Below are 19,641 nucleotides of genomic sequence, written 5' to 3' on the forward strand. Positions count from 1 at the left end.
GGCCGCCCCGACGGCGCCGTCTGGGGCCCGGACAGCGCCGTCGGGGCGGCCGCGGGGGCCTGGGCGCCGGGGTCGGCCTGCGCGGCGGCCCGGGCGGCGGCGGCCTTCCCGGCAGCGAAGCCGGGGCGGTTCGGGGCGTCACCGGGGGCGGCCGTGCCGCCCTGCGCGCCGAGCGCGGGCCCCGCCGGGCTGCCACCCGGACCGGCCTGGGCCCTGAAACCGGACCCCGCCGGGCCCGCTGCCGCTCCCTGCGGGCCGAAACCGGGCCCTGCCGGGTTACCGCCGGATCCGCCCGGGCCGCCCGGGCCTCCCGGCGCGCCGAATCCGGACCCCGCCGGGCCACTGCCCGAACCGCCCGAGCCCGCGGAACCCGCCGGGCCCTGACGCGGCGGCACCGCACGGAACGTCATCGTGCCCTCGTCGGGGACCTCGGCGGAGGGCGCTCCTCCCCCGGCCTTGCCCGTCGGGCGGCGGAAAACGAAGGTGCTGCCGGCGGCCGCGGCGTTCGCCTCCCGGTCGCCGGGTGACGGTGGTTCGCCCTGTGGGGCGGACTCGTCGGCCGGCTGCCGGTCGGCGTGCGCCACCCTCGGGTCGGCACCCTGCTGAGGCGCTCCTTGCCGAGGCGCTTCCTGCGCTCCCTGTGGTGCGCCCCACGAGACACGGCGGTCCTGGTCGCCGCCGAAGCCGGACTGGCGGGAGCGGTCGGCGCCCCAGGCGGACGCGGGTTCGGGACGGCTGCCGTGCTGGGCGTCGGCGGGGGACGGCTCGTCGGCCGGGTCCTCGTCGAAGAAGTGCGGACCGGTCTCCTCGACCGAGCCGGAGGCCGGGGCGGAAGCGGAGCCGGAGGCGCCGGACTGCTCCGCGCCGGGCGGCGGCGCGAGCGTCTCGCCGTCCTTGGGTGCGGGACGGCTGGTGCCCGGTACCCAGGAGGCACCGTTCCAGTACCGGACGTATCCAGGAATGGACGGGTCCGGGTAATAACCTTCGCGGGGCCTGTCGTCACCGGGGGCCGGGGTTGGGGCGCTCATCTCCGTCGTCCCGTATCTGCTCGAGGGCCAAATGGGGGCCTCCACATCTATCAGACGCGCGCAACCCCCACCGCCGCTCCCACCGGACCCACCCCTTTCGAGCACCGATGTGCTACGCATCGCGCGGCCCGGCGCCTCCCCCTGCGCAAAACGTCAGAAGAGCTTGCCCGGGTTGAGGATGTTCAGCGGGTCGAAGGCCCGCTTGACGGCCCGCTGCATCTCCATCCCGACGGGGCCGATCTCGCGCGCCAGCCACTCCTTCTTCAGCACGCCGACGCCGTGCTCGCCGGTGATGGTGCCGCCGAGTTCCAGGCCGAGGGCCATGATCTCGTCGAACGATTCGCGGGCGCGCCGGGACTCGTCGGGGTCGGCCGGGTCGAAACACACCGTCGGGTGGGTGTTGCCGTCCCCCGCATGGGCGACGACCCCGATGGTGAGCTGGTACTTCTCGGCGATCCGGTCGACCCCTTCCAGCATCTCGGCGAGCCGGGAGCGGGGCACGCAGACGTCGTCGATCATCGTCACGCCCTTGACCGCCTCCAGCGCGGTGAGCGACAGCCGGCGCGCCTGGAGGAGCAGTTCGGACTCGGCCGCGTCGTCGGCCGGGACGACCTGGGTGGCGCCGGCGGCCTCGCACAGGGCACCGACGGCGGTGAGGTCGGCGGCCGGGTCGGTGGTGTCGAAGGCGGCGAGCAGCAGGGCCTCGGTGCTCTCCGGGAGGCCCATCTGAGCCAGGTCGTTGACGGCCTTGACCGTCGTACGGTCCATGAGTTCGAGGAGTGACGGGACGTGGCCGCCCTCCATGATGCGGCACACGGCGTCGCAGGCGGCGGCCCCGGAGGCGAACTCGGCGGCCAGCACGAGCTGCTCGGGCGGCTTGGGACGCAAGCCCAGCACGGCCCGTACGACGATGCCGAGCGAGCCCTCGGAGCCGACGAACAGCCGGGTCAGGTCGTACCCGGCGACGCCCTTGGCGGTGCGGCGGCCGGTGGACATGAGCCGCCCGTCGGCCAGCACCACGTCCAGTCCGAGGACGTACTCGGCGGTGACCCCGTACTTCACGCAGCACAGGCCGCCCGAGGCCGTGCCGATGTTGCCGCCGATGGTGCACATCTCCCAGCTGGAGGGGTCCGGCGGGTAGTACAGGCCGTGTTCGCCGACGGCCCGGGAGAGGGCGGCGTTGATCACGCCGGGCTCGACGACGGCGACGCGGTCGACCGGGTTGATCTCCAGGATCCGGTCCATCTTGGTCAGGGAGAGCACGATGCAGCCGTCGGAGGCGTTCGCGGCGCCGGACAGTCCGGTGCGGGCGCCCTGCGGGACGACCGGGACGCGCAGGGCGGTGGCGGTGCGCATCACGTGCTGGACCTGTTCGGCCGTGCGGGGCAGGACGACCACGGCCGGGGCGCCGGCCGGGCAGAAGCTGGCCATGTCGTGGGCGTAGGAGGCCGTTACGTCGGGGTCGGTGAGGACCGCCTCGGCGGGCAGGCCGCTGCGCAGCAGGTCCAGAAGGTTGCCGGTCGTTTCGTCGCTGGGCGCTTCGATACGGCTCATGATCACAGGTTCGCACCCGGGGCCATCGGTGTGAACCCGTCGGCGGCACCCTTCGGCTGCCCGGGTGTGGTCGTCGTACTGACGCACAGTGAGCGCCATGGAGAACCAGCAGAAGCCCCCTGAGGGCCGCTTCCGCACCCGGCGGGTGGTGCTCGCCTCCGTCGCGGGCTGTGCCGTGCTCGTCGGGGTGCTGGTGCTGCTGCCGTCGGGGCGGCCGGCCGAGCCCGCCCCGCCGTCGCCGGGGGCGGTGGCCATGGCGGCGGTCACCGCCGGGGTGCCGGCCGCGCTGCCCGACATGGCGGAGCTGATCGACGAGCGGGAGAAGCGGCTGCGGGCCCGTCCGCGGGACGCGCGGTCCTGGGCGGTGCTCGGGGCGGCCTACGTGGAGCAGGGGCGGCGGCTGGCGGACCCGGCGTACTACCCGCGCGCGGAGAAGGCGTTGCGTACGTCGCTGAAGGTGCGGCCGAAGGGGAACACGCGGGCCCTGGCCGGGCTGGCCGCGCTGGCCACCGCGCGGCGGGACTTCCCCGCCGCACGCCGCTGGGGCGAGGCGGCGCTGACGCTGGAGCCCCGGCGGTGGACGACGTATCCACTGCTCATCGACGCCTACACCGGGCTCGGCGAGCACGCGGCGGCCGAGCGGACGCTGGACCGGCTGACGGAGTTGCGCTCGGGGCCCGCCGTGCTGGCGCGGGCCGCGGCCGTCTACCGGGACCGCGGCCGGCGGGAGGACGCGGCGGCCTCGCTGGCGGACGCGGCGGCGGGCGCGCGGACACCGCCCGAGCGGGCGGCCTATCTGGAGCGGGCCGGGCAGTTGGCCTGGGAACGCGGGGACCTCCAGGACGCGCTGCGGCACTTCCAGGAGGCGGTGCGCCTCGACCCCGACCAGCGGGCGGCGCAGGCCGGGCAAGGCCGGACGCTTGCGGCCCTGGGCCGCACGGCTCAGGCGCTGAACGCGTACCGGGCGGCCCTCACCAAGCAGCCCTGTCCCCGGTACGCCCTGGAGCTGGGCGAGTTGTACGAGTCCCTGGGCATGCCGGAGGCCGCCCTGGTGCAGTACGACCTGCTGCGGGCACGGGTCCGGGCCGCCGCGGCGGGCGGGGCCGACGAGGAGCTGGTGCTGGGCCAGTTCGAGGCGGACCACGGCGACCCGCGGGAGGCGGTACGGCGATTGCGTGCGGAGTGGCACCGCCAGCCGGGGACCGAGGTCGCCGACGCGCTGGGCTGGGCACTGCACCGGGCCGGGGAGCCCCAGAAGGCGCTGCGCTTCGCGGCGCGGGCGACGGACGCCGAGCACGGGGGCGGGGTGCGCAGCGCGGTGTACATGTATCACCGCGGCATGATCGAACGGGAGCTGGACCAGTACGGCGCCGCACGACGCCACCTGGCGGAGGCACTGCGGATCAACCCGCACTTCTCGCCCCTGCATGCGCCCGCGGCGCGGACGGCGCTGGAGGCGCTGGGTGAGCCGCCGGACGACGCGCTGCCGGAGACGGCCGGGGAGTGAGGTCGTGCGGGTGCCCCGTGACACCCGCACGAGCTCAAAGGGGTGGCCGGGTCACAGGTTGCCGCGGCGGGCCTGCTCTCGTTCGATCGCCTCGAACAGGGCCTTGAAGTTGCCCTTGCCGAAGCCCATCGAGCCGTGGCGTTCGATGATCTCGAAGAAGACGGTCGGGCGGTCCTGGACCGGCTTGGTGAAGATCTGCAGCAGGTAGCCGTCCTCGTCGCGGTCGGCGAGGATCTTCAGTTCGCGCAGGGTGTCGATCGGGACCCGGGTCTCGCCGACCCACTCCCCCAGCGTGTCGTAGTACGAGTCGGGCGTGTTGAGGAACTCCACGCCGGCCGCGCGCATGGTGCGGACCGTCTGGACGATGTCGTTGGTGTTGAGCGCGATGTGCTGGACGCCCGCGCCGCCGTAGAACTCCAGATACTCGTCGATCTGGGACTTCTTCTTCGCGACGGCCGGTTCGTTGATCGGGAACTTGACCTTGAGCGTGCCGTCGGCGACGACCTTCGACATCAGCGCGCTGTACTCGGTGGCGATGTCGTCGCCCACGAACTCCTTCATGTTCGTGAAGCCCATCACCTTGTTGTAGAAGCCGACCCACTCGTTCATCCGGCCGAGCTCGACGTTGCCGACGCAGTGGTCGATCGCCTGGAAGGTGCGCTGGGCGGGCGGCTCGACCATCGGCTGGGCCGCCACGAACCCGGGCAGGTACGGGCCGTCGTAGCCGGAGCGCTCGACCAGGGTGTGGCGGGTCTCGCCGTAGGTGGCGATGGCGGCCAGGACGACCGTGCCGTGCTCGTCCTTCAGCTCGTAGGGCTCGGCCACCGAGCGGGCGCCGTGTTCCAGGGCGTACGCATAGGCGGCGCGCGCGTCCGGGACCTCGATGGCGAGGTCGACGACGCCGTCGCCGTGCTCGGCCACGTGCCGGGCGAGGAAGCGGCCCCAGTCGCCGGCCGGCTTGATGACCGAGGTGAGGACGAAGCGGGCGGAGCCGTTCTCCAGGACGTAGGCAGCGGTCTCGCGGCTGCCGTTCTCCGGTCCGGAGTAGGCGACCAGCTTCATGCCGAAGGCCGTGGAGTAGTAGTGCGCCGCCTGCTTGGCGTTGCCCACGGCGAAGACGACCGCGTCCATTCCCTTGACCGGGAAGGGGTCGGCCTGCCGGGCGGTGTCGGGAGTGTGGTGTGTGGTCTGCGTCATAGCCGCAGGGTCTCCCCGACCGGCAAGGTGCGCAATAGTTTGCGATTCCACTGGGCAACCTGTTCAGCAATACGGCCGTATCGGCGGCCTTTCTGTACAGGATGACCATGCCGGGAGGCTGCTGTGGCGATCGATCATCTGGACGGCCGGATCATCCTGCTGCTGGCCCGGGAGCCGCGGATCGGGGTGCTGGAGATGTCCCGCCGGCTCGGCGTGGCCCGGGGCACCGTGCAGGCGCGGCTCGACCGGCTTCAGTCGAACGGAGTCATCCGCGGCTTCGGTCCGCAGGTGGACCCGGCCGCGCTCGGCTACCCGGTGACGGCGTTCGCGACGCTCCAGATCCGGCAGGGCCAAGGCGCCGACGTACGGGCCCACTTGGCGAGCGTGCCCGAGGTGCTGGAGCTGCACACCACCACCGGCAGCGGGGACATGCTGTGCCGACTGGTGGCCCGCTCCAACGCCGATCTCCAGCGTGTGATCGACCGGGTCGTCGGTTTTGATGGCATCGTCCGGGCCTCCACGGCGATCGTCATGGAGAACCCCGTTCCGCTGCGGATCATCCCGCTGGTGGAGCAGGCCGCGGAGGAGACCTGAAGTCTAGGGGTGAGCGCGTGTGAACTTCTGGGAGTACGTGGCGGGCCGACACCAGCAACTGCTCACGGACGCCTACCAGCACGCCGGCGCCGTCTTCCAGTGCATGGTCGTCGCGACCGTGCTCGGCGTCCTGATCGCTGTCGCCACCTACCGCAGCGAGTGGGCCGGGAACCTCGCCACGACGACCACCGCCACCGTCCTGACCGTGCCGGCGCTCGCCCTGATCGGTCTGCTCATCCCGGTCGTGGGCCTGGGCGTACCGCCGACCGTGATCGCGCTGACGCTGTACGGGCTGCTGCCGGTCGTGCGCAACGCGATCGTCGGGCTGCGCGGGGTCGACCCGGCGCTGGTGGACGCGGCCACGGGCATCGGCATGTCCCGCCCGGCCCGGCTGCTGCGGATCGAGCTGCCGCTGGCCTGGCCGCCGATCCTGACCGGCATCCGGGTCGCGACCCAGATGCTGATGGGCATCGCGGCCATCGCGGCGTACGCCTCGGGCCCCGGCCTCGGCAACGTCATCTTCCGCGGCCTCGCCTCACTCGGCAGCGCCAACGCGCTCAACCAGGTCCTCGCGGGCACGCTCGGCACCATCGTCCTGGCGCTGCTGTTCGACGCCGGCTACGTCCTGATCGGGCGGCTGACCATCCCCGGGGGGATCCGTGCCTGAGACCGGCGGCCACGGGGCCTCCATCGAGCTGGAGAGCCTGACGAAGCGGTACCCGGGGGTTGCGCAGCCGGCCGTGGACAACGTGAGCATGGAGATCAAGGCGGGCGAGGTCGTCGTCCTCGTCGGCCCCTCGGGCTGCGGCAAGTCGACCCTGCTCAAGATGATCAACAGGTTGATCGAGCCGACCGGCGGCCGTATCCGCATGGGCGGTGAGGACGTCACCGACATCGATCCGGTCGGGCTGCGCCGCAAGATCGGTTACGCGATCCAGTCCGCCGGGCTCTTCCCGCACATGACGGTCGCGCAGAACATCGCGCTCGTACCGAGGATGATCGGCTGGCCGAAGTCCCGGATCGGGGCGCGGACCGAGGAACTGCTCGACCTCGTCGGCCTGGACCCCGGCGAGTTCCACGGCCGCTACCCGCGCCAGCTCTCCGGCGGCCAGCAGCAGCGCGTGGGCGTGGCCCGGGCCCTCGCCGCCGATCCCCCGGTGCTGCTGATGGACGAGCCGTTCGGGGCGGTGGACCCGATCACCCGCGACCATCTCCAGGACGAGCTGATCCGGCTCCAGCACGAGCTGCACAAGACGATCGTCTTCGTCACGCACGACTTCGACGAGGCGATCAAGATCGGCGACCGGATCGCCGTCCTGCGCGAACGCTCCCACATCGCGCAGTTCGACACCCCGGAGGCGATCCTCGCCAACCCGGCGGACGACTTCGTGTCCGGGTTCGTCGGCGCCGGAGCGGCGCTGAAGCGGCTGAACCTGACCCGGGTACGGGACGTGGAGATCACCGACTATCCGACGGTGATGATCGACGACCCGTTGCAGCAGATCGTCAACCGGCTGCGGGCCGGCGGCACCAACGAGGTCCTGCTGCTCGACCGGCACGGCCGCCCCTGCAAGTGGCTCAGGCGCGGCGATCTGATGCGGGCCCGCGGCTCGCTGGCCCGCGCCGGGACGCCGGTGCACGACACGGTCACCCGGGACGCGACCCTGCGGGACGCGCTGGAGGCGGTGCTCACCGACAACACCGGGCGGGTGGCGGTCACGGGACGGAACGGTGAGTACACCGGCGTCGTCGACATGGAGACGCTCCTCAACTCCGTGCACGGCATGCTGGAGGCCGACCGGCTGGACGCGCTGGAGAACCAGCACGAGCTGGAGGAACTGCGCGCGGCGCAGACGCACGTGGAGCAGGAGGGCGACCGGGGCGTCACGGGCGTGGGCGGCTTCGGAGGGACGCGGTGACCGCTCCCGGGCCGGTGCGAACCGCCCCCGGGCCGGCGGCGGACGAGGAGGAGGCCGAGGCGCCCCGGACGGCACCCGGCCCGCCGCCCCGGCGGATCGGCCGGCAGAAGCTGACCGTGCTGCCCGCCGTCCTGGTGGCCGTCCTGCTCGCCACCTGGCTCTGGTTCCGGCAGGCCGACCTGGACGCGCTGACCCGCAACGCCCTGTCCGGCGGCCAGGTCTCCAAGGCCCTGTGGCAGCACATCCAACTGACCGCGATCTCCACGTTCTTCGTGCTGATCATCGCGATCCCGCTGGGGATCCTGCTGACCCGCGGGGCGTTCCGCAGGGCCGCCCCGGTGGCGATGGCGTTCGCCAACACGGGCCAGGCGACGCCTGCGATCGGCCTGCTGGCGCTCCTCGTCATCTGGCTGGGCATCGGCCGCAGGGCCGCCCTGATCGGCATCATCGCCTACGCCGTGCTGCCCGTGCTGTCGAACACGATCGCCGGCCTGAAGGCGAACGACCCGACGCTGCTGGAGGCGGCCCGGGGCATCGGCATGTCATCGGCGGAAGTGCTGACCCGGGTCGAACTGCCGCTGGCGGTCCCGCTGATCCTGGCGGGTGTCCGCACGGCCCTCGTCCTGAACGTCGGCACGGCGACCCTGGCGGTCTTCGGCGGGGGCGGCGGACTGGGCGTGCTGATCACGACCGGGATCACCAACCAGCGGATGCCGGTGCTGGTGCTGGGCTCGGTCCTCATGGTGGTCCTGGCGCTGCTGGTGGACTGGCTGGCCTCGCTGGCGGAAGTGCTCCTGCGGCCGCGGGGGCTCCAGTCATGAGACGGCGGTTGTTCCTGGCGCCGGCTGCGGGATTGTTGGTCGCGGGGTGCGGTCTGACCAGCGGCTCCCCCATGGCGGACGACGTGCGGCCCGGGTCGGCCGGGCGGGGCGAGCCGCTGAAGGGCGCGAGCCTGACGGTGACGTCCAAGTCGTTCACCGAGGGCCTGATCCTCGGCGCGATCATGGGCATCGCCCTGGAGGCAGCCGGGGCGGAGGTACTCGACCGCACGGGCATCCAGGGTTCCCTCGGCAGCCGCGAGGCCGTCCGCAAGGGCGACGCCGACGCCGGGTACGAGTACACGGGCACGGCCTGGATCACGTACCTGGGGAACAGCGAGCCGGTCACCGATCCGCGCGCGCAGTGGGAGGCGGTGAAGAAGGCCGACGTGGCGAACGGGCTGGCCTGGCTGCGGCCGTCGGCCCTGAACAACACGTACGCGCTGGCGATGAACCAGGAGAACGCGAAGAGGTACGGCACGAAGACCCTGTCGGACGTGGCGAAGCTGGCGAAGTCCGACCCCGGGGCGGTGAAGCTGTGCGTGGAGGTCGAGTTCGCGAACCGGGCGGACGGGTTGCCGGGCATGCAGCGGGCGTACGGGATGGAGCTGCCGGCGCGGAGCGTCACGCAGATGGACACGGGGATCATCTACACCCAGACGTCGAAGGGGAGTTGCCCGTACGGGGAGGTGTTCACCACCGACGGGCGCATCGACTCCATGAACCTCGCGGTCATGGCGGACGACAGGAAGTTCTTCCCCAACTACAACGCCGCGCCGATGATCAACGCGAGGACCCTGAAGCGGTGGCCGGCGATCGCGGATGTCCTGGACCCGGTGACGGCGAGGCTGGACAACACGGTGGCGCGGCGGCTGAACGCGAAGGTGGATGTGGAGGGGCAGGATCCGCATCAGGTGGCGCTGGAGTGGATGGTGGAGGAGGGGTTGGTCAGGGAGGGGTGACTTACAAAGGAGCCGTTGCAAAGGACTCTTTGCAACGCTACCTTTGCATGCATGCCCGAAGAACCGGCTCCCCGGCTGCTCGACGCCCGATCCCTCCGCGGCCTGGCCCATCCCCTGCGAATGCAGCTACTGGTCGCGCTGCGGCGCGGCGGTCCCGCGACCGCCTCCCAACTGGCCGAGAAGCTGGGCGAGTCGAGCGGCGCGACCAGTTACCACCTACGGCAGCTCGCGGCGCACGGCTTCGTCGCGGACGACCCGGAGCGCGGCAAGGGACGGGAGCGCTGGTGGAAGGCGATGGACCAGGGCGTCCAAATCGACGAGACCCTGATCAAGGACCCGGATCCGGCCGTGCGCGGAGCCGTCGCCATGTTCCGCTACGAGATCGCGAACGTGCACACCCGAGAGGTCGCGACCTGGCTCGGCACCGCGAGCGACTGGGCCGAGGACTGGGACGGCGCCACCGATCTGAGCGACTTCACCGTGCACCTCACTCCCGAACTCGCCCGTGAGCTGATCGGCAAGATACACGACCTCGTCCAGAGCTACCGCCCTCTGCCCGAGGGCACCCCGGACGCGGAAACGGTGCGCGTCCACACGCACGTCTTCCCCATCCAGATGAAGCTGTGAGAGGCCATCACTCATGCACCCCGACATCCACCTCGCCCTGCACCACGCCCGCGCCGCCGAACTCCGTGCCGAAGTCGGTGTCCCGCGCCCCACTGCCCGGAACGGACACGGTCTCCGTACCCGCCTCGGCTGGACCGTCGTAGAGGTCGGATTAAGGCTCGCCACCCGGCCGGGGACGGTCGCGGCCGCCCACTAACAGCTGGGCACGGACCCCTTGCCGCTCTCCAGGGCCGCCAGGGAACTCACCGTGCTCTTCAGCGTGGTCACCGGAATCAGCCGAAGGCCCTTCGGCAGTTCGGCCCGCGCGTCCGCGCACTCCGCCTTCGGGACGAGGAACACCGTCGCCCCGTCCCGCTTGGCGGCCTGCGTCTTGAGGGCGACGCCCCCCACCGCCCCGACCGTGCCGTCGGCGGCGATCGTGCCGGTGCCGGCGATGACACGGCCCCCCGTGAGATCACCACCGGTGCCGTCGCCGTCGAGCTTGTCGACGATCCCCAGGGAGAACAGCAGCCCGGCACTGGGCCCGCCCACGTCCGCGAGCCGCAGGCCGACCTTGACGTCCTTGTCGTCGAGGCCGAGATAGTTCAGCGCGGCCTGCGTCGCCGCGTCCTGGGACTCCTTCATCTGCTTCTCGTTGTGCCGCTCGATCTCCTGGACGGTGTCGCCGCTCGGGTAGATCGCGTCGCGCGGCATGACCGCCCGGTCCGTGCGGAACCAGCTGTCGATGACGTCCGGGAGCGAGACCCGGGTGTCCGGTGAGGTCGCCACGATGGTGGTCATGCGCAGCTGGCCAGGCGTGTCCCGGGTCGGCGCACCCTTGATGGTGATCACCGGGGCGCCCTTGTTCTTCCCGAGCACGTTCGTCGTCTGCCCGGGCTGCGCCACCGAGAACGGCAGCGGCGCGAACACCGCCGTGGCGAGCAGAGCCACGACGGGCAGGGCGCAGACGGCGATGGCCTGGGGACGCGTGAGGCGAGAGAACACGGGATCAATCTAACTCGGGCGTGGAATCCGGCCGGGCCCAGGTCACCCGGGGCCGGGCAGGAGGGCTCCGCACACGTCAGCGCAGCGCGTCCGCGACCTCTCGTGCCGCCTCGACGACCCTGTCCCCCACCCGCTCCGGCACCACGTCCGCCAGCATCACCACACCCACGCTGCCCTCGACGCCCGTCACGCCCAGCAGCGGGGCCGCCGCCCCGCACGCGCCCGCCTCCAGCTCCCCGTGGGTCAGGGTGAAGCCCGGGTCCGTCATCGGGTGCTGCCGGGCCGCGAGGATCGCCTTGCCCGCGGCGCCACGGTCCAGAGGGTGGCGGAAACCGGCCCGGTAGGCGACGTGGTAGTCCGTCCAGGTCGGCTCGACCACGGCCACGGCGAGCGCGTCCGCCCCGTCCACCAGGGTCAGGTGCGCCGTCGCGCCGATGTCCTCGGCCAGCGACCGCAGCGCCGGCATCGCGGCCTCGCGTACCAGGGGATGGACCTGCCGGCCCAGACGCAGCACGCCGAGTCCGACCCGGGCACGTCCGCCCAGGTCACGGCGTATGAGCGCATGCTGTTCCAGCGTGGCGAGCAACCGGTACACCACGGTCCGGTTGACGCCCAGTTTGAGGGAGAGCTCGGTCACGGTCAGCCCGTGGTCCGTGTCGGCGAGCAGCTTGAGGACCCGTAGTCCCCTGTCGAGCGTCTGGGAGGTCTCCGCGGTCACGACGCCCACTCCTTAGTGGTGAGGTCGGCGGCCCCCTGGTCGGCGGTTGCGTCACCGAGTCCCGTCGGCGACGCGCTTCAGAGGCCGCCGATCGGCCGGCGGCCCGGCCTGTCCGGACCGCGTCGCTTCACGGCTGCGCTCCGCGGCGGCGCTGCCACGGGGCGTGTGCGTAGCCGGACAGTAGCGAAGGGAGTTCGCTGAGCGGAAGGCTCCGTCCAGAATCCGGGCACCGCATCGGACCGACTGGCGCCCTTTGCCCGCATACGTACGACACACGCGTCACTTCATGCGCGTAGCCCACTCCTGCACCTTGGCGATCCGCTGCCGTAGCTGCCCCGCCGTCGCCTCCGCCGCCGGAGGCCCCCCGCACACGCGCCGCAGCTCCGTGTGGATCACGCCGTGCGGCTTGCCGCTCTGGTGGACGTACGCGCCGACCATCGTGTTGAGCTGCCGCCGCAGCTCCATCATCTCCTTGTGCGAGACGACCGGCCGCCGCTCGGCGGGCACTTCGAGCAGGTCGGCCTCCTCGTCCGGCTTCTTGCGGCTGTGCGCGATCTGCCGGGCCTGCCGCTTCTGGAGCAGCAGCTGGACCTGGTCGGGCTCCAGCAGCCCCGGGATGCCGAGGTAGTCCTGCTCCTCCTCGCTGCCCGGGTGGGCCTGCATGCCGAACTCGGCGCCGTTGTACATGACCCGGTCGAAGACCGCGTCGGACTCCAGCGCCTCGAAGGGCAGCATGTCCTGTTCGCCGGTGTCCTCGTCCTGCTCCTTGTTCGCCTCCTCCATCTCCTTCTCGGATTCGGCGTACGGGTCCTCCTCGCCCTCCTTCTTGGGCTTGTCGAGGACGTGGTCGCGCTCGCGCTCCATCTCGTTGGCGAAGGAGAGCAGGTCCGGCACGGTCGGCAGGAACACGGAGGCCGTCTCGCCGCGCCGCCGGGACCGTACGAAACGTCCGACGGCCTGCGCGAAGAAGAGCGGAGTGGAAATGGTGGTGGCGTACACGCCGACCGCGAGCCGGGGCACGTCGACGCCCTCGGACACCATCCGCACGGCGACCATCCACCGGTCGTTGTTCGCGCTGAACTCGTCGATCCGCTCGGAGGCGCCGGCGTCGTCGGACAGCACGAGGGTCGCCTTGCTGCCCGTGATCTCGCGGATCAGCTTGGCGTACGCGCGCGCCGAGTCCTGGTCGGAGGCGATGACGAGCGCACCGGCGTCCGGGATGGCCTTGCGCACCTCGGTCAGCCGCTGGTCGGCGGCGCGCAGCACGGCGGGCATCCACTCACCGCGCGGATCGAGGGCGGTGCGCCAGGCCTGGCTGACGGCGTCCTTGGTCATGGGCTCGCCGAGCCGCGCGGCGACCTCGTCACCGGCCTTGGTGCGCCAGCGCATGTTGCCGCTGTAGGAGAGGAAGATGACGGGCCGGACGACGTTGTCGGCGAGCGCGTTGCCGTATCCGTAGGTGTAGTCGGCTGCGGACCGCCGGATCCCGTCGTTGCCCTCCTCGTACGTCACGAAGGGGATGGGGTTGGTGTCGGACCGGAAGGGCGTACCGGTCAGGGCCAGCCGGCGGGTGGCGGGCTCGAAGGCCTCCAGACAGGCCTCGCCCCAGGACTTGCTGTCACCGGCGTGGTGGATCTCGTCGAGGATGACCAGCGTCTTGCGCTGCTCGACCCGGTTGCGGTGGAGCATCGGCCGCACGCCGACACCCGCGTACGTCACGGCGACGCCGTGGTACTCCCGGCCGAGCGGCCCGGCGCTGTACTCCGGGTCGAGCTTGATGCCTATACGGGCCGCGGCCTCGGCCCACTGCTTCTTCAGATGCTCGGTCGGGGCGACCACGGTGACCTGCTGCACGACATGGTGGTGCAGCAGCCAGGACGCCAGCGTCAGCGCGAAGGTCGTCTTGCCGGCGCCGGGGGTGGCGACCGCCAGGAAGTCCCGCGGCTGCTCCTGGATGTACTTCTCCATCGCGCCCTGCTGCCAGGCGCGCAGCTTGCTGGCGGTACCCCAGGGGGCGCGGCCGGGGAACGCCGGGGACAGGTGGTGCGAGGCAGAGCTGGTGCCGGCGGTGGTAGTCACGGTCTCCGTTGGGGGTCGGGCGGCTCGTTCGAGGGAGCCTGACGGCTCGGCTACGTATGACAACCGGGCCACCCTACCGGCGCCCTGCCACTGCTCATGCGCGGACAAGCCCCGGTCATGCCAGGGTGGGATCCACGTCACAGCCCGGCAGGGCTCCTCACCGCTCCCGCAGCCGCGTGGTCACCCAGGCCCCCACCAGCGCGACCACCGCCATCGGCAGGAACACGGCGGTGAAGGCTGCCGGGTGGGAGGCGGTGGTGCCTGCGGTGGTGTGGGTGACCGTGCCGCCGCCGAGGGCGGCGAAGGCGGCGCCGCCGGCGGAGAGCAGGACGACGTTGGAGAGACCGTCGGAGATCTGCAGGGCGGCGGAGTTGGTGCCGGCCTCCTCGGGGGCGGAGAGCTTGAGCAGGAGCACGCTCGTGGAGGAGATGACGAGGCCCATGCCGAAGCAGCCGAACGCCCAGGCGACGGCCAGGGTCCAGACGGGCACGGAGTCCAGCAGCACACTCGGCGCGGTGGTGATGGCCGCCGCCACCAGCAGCATCCCGGCGGTCGTCAACCGCTCCCGATAGGGCTCGAACCGCGACCGCGACTGCACCCACGAGCCCAGCGCCCACGTCCCGCCGCCCGCGGCGAGCGAGAATCCGGCCAGCGTCGGACTGAGCCCGCGCTGCGTCACCAGCATCAGCGGTACGAAGGATTCCGCGGCGACGAAGGACCCCGCGGCCACGCCGCGCAGCAGCACGACGGAGGGCAGCCCGCGAGCGGCCCGGTAGGTGCCGCGCGGGAGCAGCCCGAGCACGGCGGGCACCAGCAGGGCCAGTCCGGCCGCGCCCGGCAGGAGCGAGAGCGGGCGCAGGTCCTGGGCGGCGTACTGGAGGAGGCCGGCGCCGAGGGAGATGGCCAGGGCCAGGCGGATGCGGCGGCGGTTGAGGGAGGGGGGCCGGCCGGAGGGATCCGAGTCCGGCGTCGGCACCGGGCCGGACGCGCGGCGGCGTATCTGCGGCAGTGCGAGCGCGAGCGGGAAGACGACGAGCACGGGTATCCCGATGAACACCCACCGCCACCCGAGGTGCTCGGTCACCGTGCCGGCGGCGAGCGGGCCGACGATCGACGGCAGGATCCAGCCCGCGGCGAACGCGGCCATGATGGCCGGCCGCAGCCGCTCCGGATACGCCCGCCCGACGACGACGTACAGCGCGACGATCACCAGCCCGCCGCCGAGCCCCTGCACGGCCCGCCCCAGGATGAACACCCACATCGCCCCGGCCGTCCCCGACAGCAACAGCCCGGCCCCGAAGGAGGCGATGCCCGTCGTCAACGGCCCGAGGGGTCCGCGCCGGTCCGACCACTGGCCGGACAGCACCATCCCGAACAGACTCGTCGTGAAGTACCCGGAGAACGCGAACGCGTACAGCGGCACCCCGTCCAACTCCCGTGCCGCGACGGGCATCGCCGTACCGACCGCCGTCGCCTCGAAGGCGATGAGCAGCACCACGGAGACGATCCCGAAGCTCAGCGCCCGGTACGTCCGCCCGAGCACGGTCTCGTCCGCTGCGGGGACGGAGGTCAGGCCATCGGCTTCCACGACATCTGCGTCACGCGGCTTCGGAACGGTCATGACCGCCAGAGTAAGGGCCACGCGGCACTTTGACCCCTGTCGCGAGACGGTCCCCTCGTGGGACCTTGGTCGTACGCCCCTCCTCGCGGCCACCCCCTTCATGAACGGCGTATGGCAGTCGCGTTGCAGCCCGCCCGATGCCCTTGAACCCTCCCTCCGCCCCGGCCTACGGTCACTGCACCGAGTTCAGACACGGTCGTGTGCCCGAGTGGTTCAGGGGCTCGCCTGCGCTGCATCCATCAGCGAGCTCCGCTCGCGGGGAGTCACGCGGGTTCGAATCCCGCCACGGCAGTCGAGTCCGTCTCGGTCCCGGCCGTGTGCCCGAGTGGTTCAGGGGCTCGCCTGCAAAGCGAGTTACGCGGGTTCGAATCCCGCCACGGCCTCCACAGGCGTCAGCCGGCATCGGGAAGTGCCGCCGGGTCGGTGTCCTCGTCGGCCTTTCGCCGCGCCCGGCGCGCGTTCTCCGCACGTACGGCGTCCAGCCACCGCCAGAGGCCGACCTCCTCGATCCTCAGCCCCGGGCAGGCGATGCGATGCGGTACGCGGCACACCGCACCGGGCGCGGGTTCGTCCGCGCGGCTGTTCCAGGCCGTCCCGTTCACGTCCACGTACCAGCGGTGCCAGGCGGGCACCATGTGTGCGGGCACCGGCATGTCCGGTTCCAGGAGGACGTGCCGGCCGTAGTAGGTGACACGCCGATCACCGACGAGCCCGCAGTTGGGGCAGACGGGCGGAGCGGGCGGCTCGGGCCCGGTGGCGCCTTCCATCGCGGCCTGCGCCCGGTCGGTCTTCTCCCACGGCCGCGGGGCGTCCGGTGGCCGCTGCCGGTGTCCGTCGGGGTCGGGTAACGGGATGATGCTCGGCTCGTCTGTGTCCCCCATGACCCGAGCATGTGCGCGGGGTTGGGGACCGGGAAAGGGGCGCGTTCAGGGCGCAACGGGGCAATCCGCCGGGCGTGGAGGGGCTCGGTGCACAGCTCAGGGCGGGGCTTCGTGAAGTCGTGCACAACCCACGGCGCCTCTCACGTGTCCAGGACATGACCGGTAGCTGACGTTCCGGTCGTCCCGCCCACTGTTTCGACGAGGAGAACCACCGTGCACCTCCGCCCCTCGGCAGCCGTCCTGGCCGCTGCCGTGATCGCCTTCGCCGGTCCCGTTGTCGCCGCGCCCCTGGCGCAGGCCGAGGAAGGCGCGCCCGAACTGGTCGTGTCGGCCCTGCCTACTGCGACTCCCAAGCCGGGTGAGGTGTACGACAAGTCCGTCACCCTCACCAACAAGGGCACGGCCGCCGTGGACGGAGTCACCTTCCGGGTCCGCCTCACGCGCGGGCTGGACTTCCCCGAGCAGGTGAAGGGCTGTACCTACTCGACCAAGGACCAGGTGCGGCAGGCGCTCTGCGAGCTCGACACGGTCATCGAGCCCGGCGCCTCCGTCACCACGCCCGTCCGGTTCAAGGCGCTGGACAACGCCCTGATGGAGGCCGTCGAGTACGGCACGAGCGCGACCGGTGAGGCCCCGGGCGAGGGATACGACGACAGCTACCGGCGGCTCACCCTGACCGCCGACAACACCGCCGACCTCGTCGCGGTCGGCGAGGACACCGAGGCGCTGCCCGGCGGGGAGCAGTCGGTCACGGCGACCCTGCGCAACGACGGCCCCGGCTGGGTGCGGAACCAGGAGAGCGACGACCTCCCGGGCCTGCTGGTGCAGATCCCGCCGGGCACCGTCGCCGTCGGCGTGCCGAAGGACTGTGCGCCGTTCGGGATCGACGGACCGAGCGGACCGCAGGGGACCACCGGCAAGCCCAAGTACGTCTGCTGGCCGCAGGACGGGACCCTCGACGCGGGCCAGTCCCTGGCGTACACGTTCATGCTGAAGATCGAGAAGTCGGCGCAGGACACCGAGGGCGAGGTCAAGGCGTCGTCCGTCTACGACATCGCCCCCGAGTACGACAAGAACCACGCCAACAACACCGCCCTGATCAGCATCGACCTGCCGAGCGACAACGAGCCCGGGCCGAGCCCCTCGGACGGCGCCGACGGTGGCTCCGGCAACGGCGGGAACGGCAGCGGCGGCAACGGCAACGACCCGGAGGGCCAGGCCGCCGGCGGCACGGGTGCCACGGCCTCCCCCTCGGCCTCGGCCTCGACCGGCACCACGACGGGTGGTTCCGGCGGCACCACGAGCGGCAGCACCACCGGCGGCAACCTCGCCTCCACCGGCTCCGACGGCACCCCGCTCCTCGCCGGTGCCGCGGCCGCCGCCGCGGTGATCGGTGGCGGCCTGGTCTTCGTCGTACGCCGCCGCGGCGCCGCCGGGTCCGCCTGACGGCGCGCCGTCAGAGCACCCCGCCCGCCTCGTCCTGGAACGCGTCCGTCCAGTAGTGGCGGCCCGCTCCGCCCGCGGTCACGCCCGTCGGGTCCACGGCCGACAGGACCTGGAGCATCGTCATGGCCAGCTGGTCATAGGTGTCGGTCGTCAGCTCGTGGTCCGACTGGGCGTCGATCGCCCGCTCGCGGTGCAGCAGCCAGAGGGTGAAGGCCAGGGTCGACACATCCGTGTTCAGCGGGGACAGCGTCGCCTCGGGCTCGCTCCAGTTCAGGACCGCGCCCGTCGCGCCGTCGACGACCAGGCTGTTGTCCTCGACGAGATGGCCGAGGCGTATCAGCCGGTGGGCCCCGGCGGGCAGTTCCGCCGGGGCGTCGGTGTCGGCGTGGTACTCGGCCAGCGTCGCCAGCGGGACGTCCGTGTCCAGGGAGAAGACGTGGGCCTCCTCCGGCAGGCCCACCTCGTGCAGGAAGCGGCGGGTCGGCTCGTGCGTGAGCGTCGCGGGGAAGTCGACGTCCTCGAAGCGGGCGACCTTGCCGGGGCCGAACTCCTGGTCCAGGAGTCGGTGCGGGAGGTCCAGGGACAGGCCGGACGTGCCACCCCGGCCCGCGACCAGGGACAGCGGGCGGATCAGCGCCGCCATCTTCCAGAACGGGGCCGGCTCGCCGTCCGCCCCGTCCCGGAACACCGCCAGCAGGTGCTGGGAGGCCTCCGCCACCGCCTTCGGGCCGAAGCGGCCCGCGTAGGAGGCGAACTGGCCGCGCAGACCCGCCAGTTCGTCCGTCGCCTCGGCGAAGCGGACCAGCGTGCGCAGCGAGGGCGCCAGGGGGCGGCGGTCCATCAGGTCGGGGCGGTCGTGCAGGACATACGTCGTCGAGATCTCGCCCGTCACGCCGTCCAGCAGGACCGACTCCGTCTCCAGGCCTCCGGGGCCGAGCAGTCCGCCTATCACGAGCTGCTCCCGCAGCTCCGGCGAGAGGCGGTCGTCCGGGTCGCCCGTCGAGTCCGCCACCGTGCGCAGGCCCTCCCGGCCCAGCTCGGCGAAGCTCAGCACGCCGCTGTCGCCCGGCAGTCCGGGCCCGGTCAGCCAGTGCCGCGTCGACGCGTGCGTCACCCACGGATCCAGCTCGGACTCGGTCAGGGTGATCACCGCGGAACCGGCGTCGGTCGTACTCATGGGCTCCCCCGCATGTGCTTGCTCACCGTCCCCTGGCGGAGCACGGCAGTCCGCCCGGCCAGGCCCGGCAGCCGTCCCCCACTGCCCAGAACAGTACGCCCCACCACTGACAACGCCCCGGAACAGCGACGCGCGCCCGGCGGCCACACGCGTCCACCCCACAGGACGCTCAGAACACCCTCGCGCGTTGCCTTTCCGCCAGAATCTCCTCCACCGTCTGGCGCACCGTCAGTTCCGTGGTGTCGAGCCGGAGTCCGATGCGAGGGGTCCGGGCGTGCAGTGCCTCGATCGTCCAGGCGCCGCCGTACCCGGTCTTCCCCCGTTCCGCCTCCCGGGCCGCCACGGCCTCGATGCGCGGTGCCCGGAGCCGGAGTTGGGCCCGGGCCTCGTCCCCGGCGCCGGGGGCGTACTCCTCGCGCCCGGACACGATCATGCGCCGGAACAGGTCACCCCTGACGTGCGCCGCTCGCGGCAGGGTCTCCGCCAGCGCCTGGGCGACCGTCGACTTGCCGGCCGCCATCACCCCGGT

Annotated in this window: 19 protein-coding genes and 2 tRNA genes; 11 read left to right on the forward strand and 10 right to left on the reverse strand. The window is 72.2% G+C overall.

The window, feature by feature from the left end:
- Positions 1-1,028 (reverse strand): DUF2510 domain-containing protein (locus CCL05_RS18455; RefSeq protein WP_143589908.1); only part of this gene is annotated, 1,028 nt, incomplete at its 3' end.
- A 153-nt stretch (positions 1,029-1,181) separates the two neighbouring features.
- On the reverse strand, positions 1,182-2,588 hold the full coding sequence (locus CCL05_RS18460) for an FAD-binding oxidoreductase (RefSeq protein ID WP_086561601.1): 1,407 nt from the start codon (positions 2,586-2,588) through the stop codon (positions 1,182-1,184).
- A 91-nt stretch (positions 2,589-2,679) separates the two neighbouring features.
- On the opposite strand from CCL05_RS18460, the gene CCL05_RS18465 reads away from it, so the two are divergent.
- On the forward strand, positions 2,680-4,089 hold the full coding sequence (locus tag CCL05_RS18465) for a tetratricopeptide repeat protein (protein ID WP_086561602.1): 1,410 nt from the start codon (positions 2,680-2,682) through the stop codon (positions 4,087-4,089).
- A gap of 51 nt (positions 4,090-4,140) precedes the next feature.
- Here the strand turns inward: CCL05_RS18465 and hppD are convergent, their stop codons facing one another.
- Entirely contained in the window at positions 4,141-5,286 is a 1,146-nt protein-coding gene (gene hppD, locus CCL05_RS18470; RefSeq protein WP_086561603.1) for a 4-hydroxyphenylpyruvate dioxygenase, read from the reverse strand.
- Between the two features lie 123 nt (positions 5,287-5,409).
- Between hppD and CCL05_RS18475 the strand changes: the two genes are divergently transcribed.
- From CCL05_RS18475 to CCL05_RS46255, 7 genes are read left to right on the forward strand one after another with little or no spacing between them, the layout of a single operon-like run.
- Positions 5,410-5,880 (forward strand): Lrp/AsnC family transcriptional regulator, encoded by a 471-nt coding sequence (locus CCL05_RS18475; protein ID WP_086561604.1) that lies wholly within the window; start codon positions 5,410-5,412, stop codon positions 5,878-5,880.
- 19 nt (positions 5,881-5,899) lie between these two features.
- The gene (locus CCL05_RS18480) at positions 5,900-6,547 is read left to right on the forward strand and encodes an ABC transporter permease (RefSeq protein ID WP_086561605.1); all 648 of its coding nucleotides are present in this window, start codon (positions 5,900-5,902) and stop codon (positions 6,545-6,547) included.
- Entirely contained in the window at positions 6,540-7,799 is a 1,260-nt protein-coding gene (locus tag CCL05_RS18485) for a betaine/proline/choline family ABC transporter ATP-binding protein (protein WP_086561606.1), read from the forward strand. The genes CCL05_RS18480 and CCL05_RS18485 overlap by 8 nt, the downstream gene beginning before the upstream one ends.
- The gene (locus CCL05_RS18490) at positions 7,796-8,620 is read left to right on the forward strand and encodes an ABC transporter permease (RefSeq protein ID WP_086561607.1); all 825 of its coding nucleotides are present in this window, start codon (positions 7,796-7,798) and stop codon (positions 8,618-8,620) included. The genes CCL05_RS18485 and CCL05_RS18490 overlap by 4 nt, the downstream gene beginning before the upstream one ends.
- On the forward strand, positions 8,617-9,579 hold the full coding sequence (locus tag CCL05_RS18495) for a glycine betaine ABC transporter substrate-binding protein (RefSeq protein WP_086561608.1): 963 nt from the start codon (positions 8,617-8,619) through the stop codon (positions 9,577-9,579). The genes CCL05_RS18490 and CCL05_RS18495 overlap by 4 nt, the downstream gene beginning before the upstream one ends.
- 51 nt (positions 9,580-9,630) lie before the next feature.
- Positions 9,631-10,206: an ArsR/SmtB family transcription factor gene (locus CCL05_RS18500; RefSeq protein ID WP_086561609.1), complete on the forward strand. Its 576-nt coding sequence runs from the start codon at positions 9,631-9,633 to the stop codon at positions 10,204-10,206.
- Between the two features lie 13 nt (positions 10,207-10,219).
- A complete protein-coding gene (locus CCL05_RS46255) occupies positions 10,220-10,402 on the forward strand; it encodes a hypothetical protein (protein WP_086561610.1) in 183 nt (60 codons plus the stop codon).
- On the opposite strand, the gene CCL05_RS18510 is transcribed toward CCL05_RS46255, so the two are convergent.
- The 4 genes from CCL05_RS18510 to CCL05_RS18525 all read right to left on the reverse strand — a co-directional run bounded on the left by CCL05_RS18510 (position 10,399) and on the right by CCL05_RS18525 (position 15,608).
- Positions 10,399-11,190, reverse strand: a complete 792-nt coding sequence (locus CCL05_RS18510; protein WP_086561611.1) for a S16 family serine protease — start codon at positions 11,188-11,190, stop codon at positions 10,399-10,401. The genes CCL05_RS46255 and CCL05_RS18510 overlap by 4 nt on opposite strands.
- A gap of 76 nt (positions 11,191-11,266) precedes the next feature.
- On the reverse strand, positions 11,267-11,908 hold the full coding sequence (locus CCL05_RS18515; protein ID WP_086561612.1) for an IclR family transcriptional regulator: 642 nt from the start codon (positions 11,906-11,908) through the stop codon (positions 11,267-11,269).
- Between the two features lie 279 nt (positions 11,909-12,187).
- On the reverse strand, positions 12,188-13,987 hold the full coding sequence (locus CCL05_RS18520) for a DEAD/DEAH box helicase (protein ID WP_086561613.1): 1,800 nt from the start codon (positions 13,985-13,987) through the stop codon (positions 12,188-12,190).
- A gap of 157 nt (positions 13,988-14,144) precedes the next feature.
- On the reverse strand, positions 14,145-15,608 hold the full coding sequence (locus tag CCL05_RS18525; RefSeq protein ID WP_086561614.1) for an MFS transporter: 1,464 nt from the start codon (positions 15,606-15,608) through the stop codon (positions 14,145-14,147).
- Positions 15,609-15,801: 193 nt separating this feature from the next.
- Here CCL05_RS18525 and CCL05_RS44820 point away from each other — a divergent pair.
- Both CCL05_RS44820 and CCL05_RS18530 read left to right on the forward strand, forming a co-directional pair.
- Positions 15,802-15,900: transfer RNA gene (locus CCL05_RS44820), tRNA-OTHER, on the forward strand.
- A gap of 19 nt (positions 15,901-15,919) precedes the next feature.
- Positions 15,920-15,994, forward strand: a tRNA-Cys gene (locus CCL05_RS18530).
- Positions 15,995-16,000: 6 nt separating this feature from the next.
- On the opposite strand, the gene CCL05_RS18535 is transcribed toward CCL05_RS18530, so the two are convergent.
- A complete protein-coding gene (locus tag CCL05_RS18535) occupies positions 16,001-16,489 on the reverse strand; it encodes a DUF6083 domain-containing protein (RefSeq protein ID WP_086561615.1) in 489 nt (162 codons plus the stop codon).
- A 213-nt stretch (positions 16,490-16,702) separates the two neighbouring features.
- Here CCL05_RS18535 and CCL05_RS18540 point away from each other — a divergent pair, with 213 nt between their 5' ends.
- On the forward strand, positions 16,703-17,935 hold the full coding sequence (locus CCL05_RS18540) for an LAETG motif-containing sortase-dependent surface protein (protein ID WP_086561616.1): 1,233 nt from the start codon (positions 16,703-16,705) through the stop codon (positions 17,933-17,935).
- Positions 17,936-17,945: 10 nt separating this feature from the next.
- Here the strand turns inward: CCL05_RS18540 and CCL05_RS18545 are convergent, their stop codons facing one another.
- Together CCL05_RS18545 and CCL05_RS18550 are read right to left on the reverse strand one after the other, a co-directional pair.
- Positions 17,946-19,112, reverse strand: a complete 1,167-nt coding sequence (locus CCL05_RS18545; protein ID WP_086561617.1) for an SUKH-4 family immunity protein — start codon at positions 19,110-19,112, stop codon at positions 17,946-17,948.
- A gap of 169 nt (positions 19,113-19,281) precedes the next feature.
- Complete coding sequence (locus CCL05_RS18550; RefSeq protein ID WP_086561630.1) at positions 19,282-19,632, reverse strand: nucleoside/nucleotide kinase family protein; 351 nt, start codon at positions 19,630-19,632, stop codon at positions 19,282-19,284.
- Between the last annotated feature and the right edge of the window lie 9 nt (positions 19,633-19,641).

The sequence above is a fragment of the Streptomyces africanus genome (assembly GCF_002150735.1).
GTDB classification, from domain to species: domain Bacteria; phylum Actinomycetota; class Actinomycetes; order Streptomycetales; family Streptomycetaceae; genus Streptomyces; species Streptomyces africanus.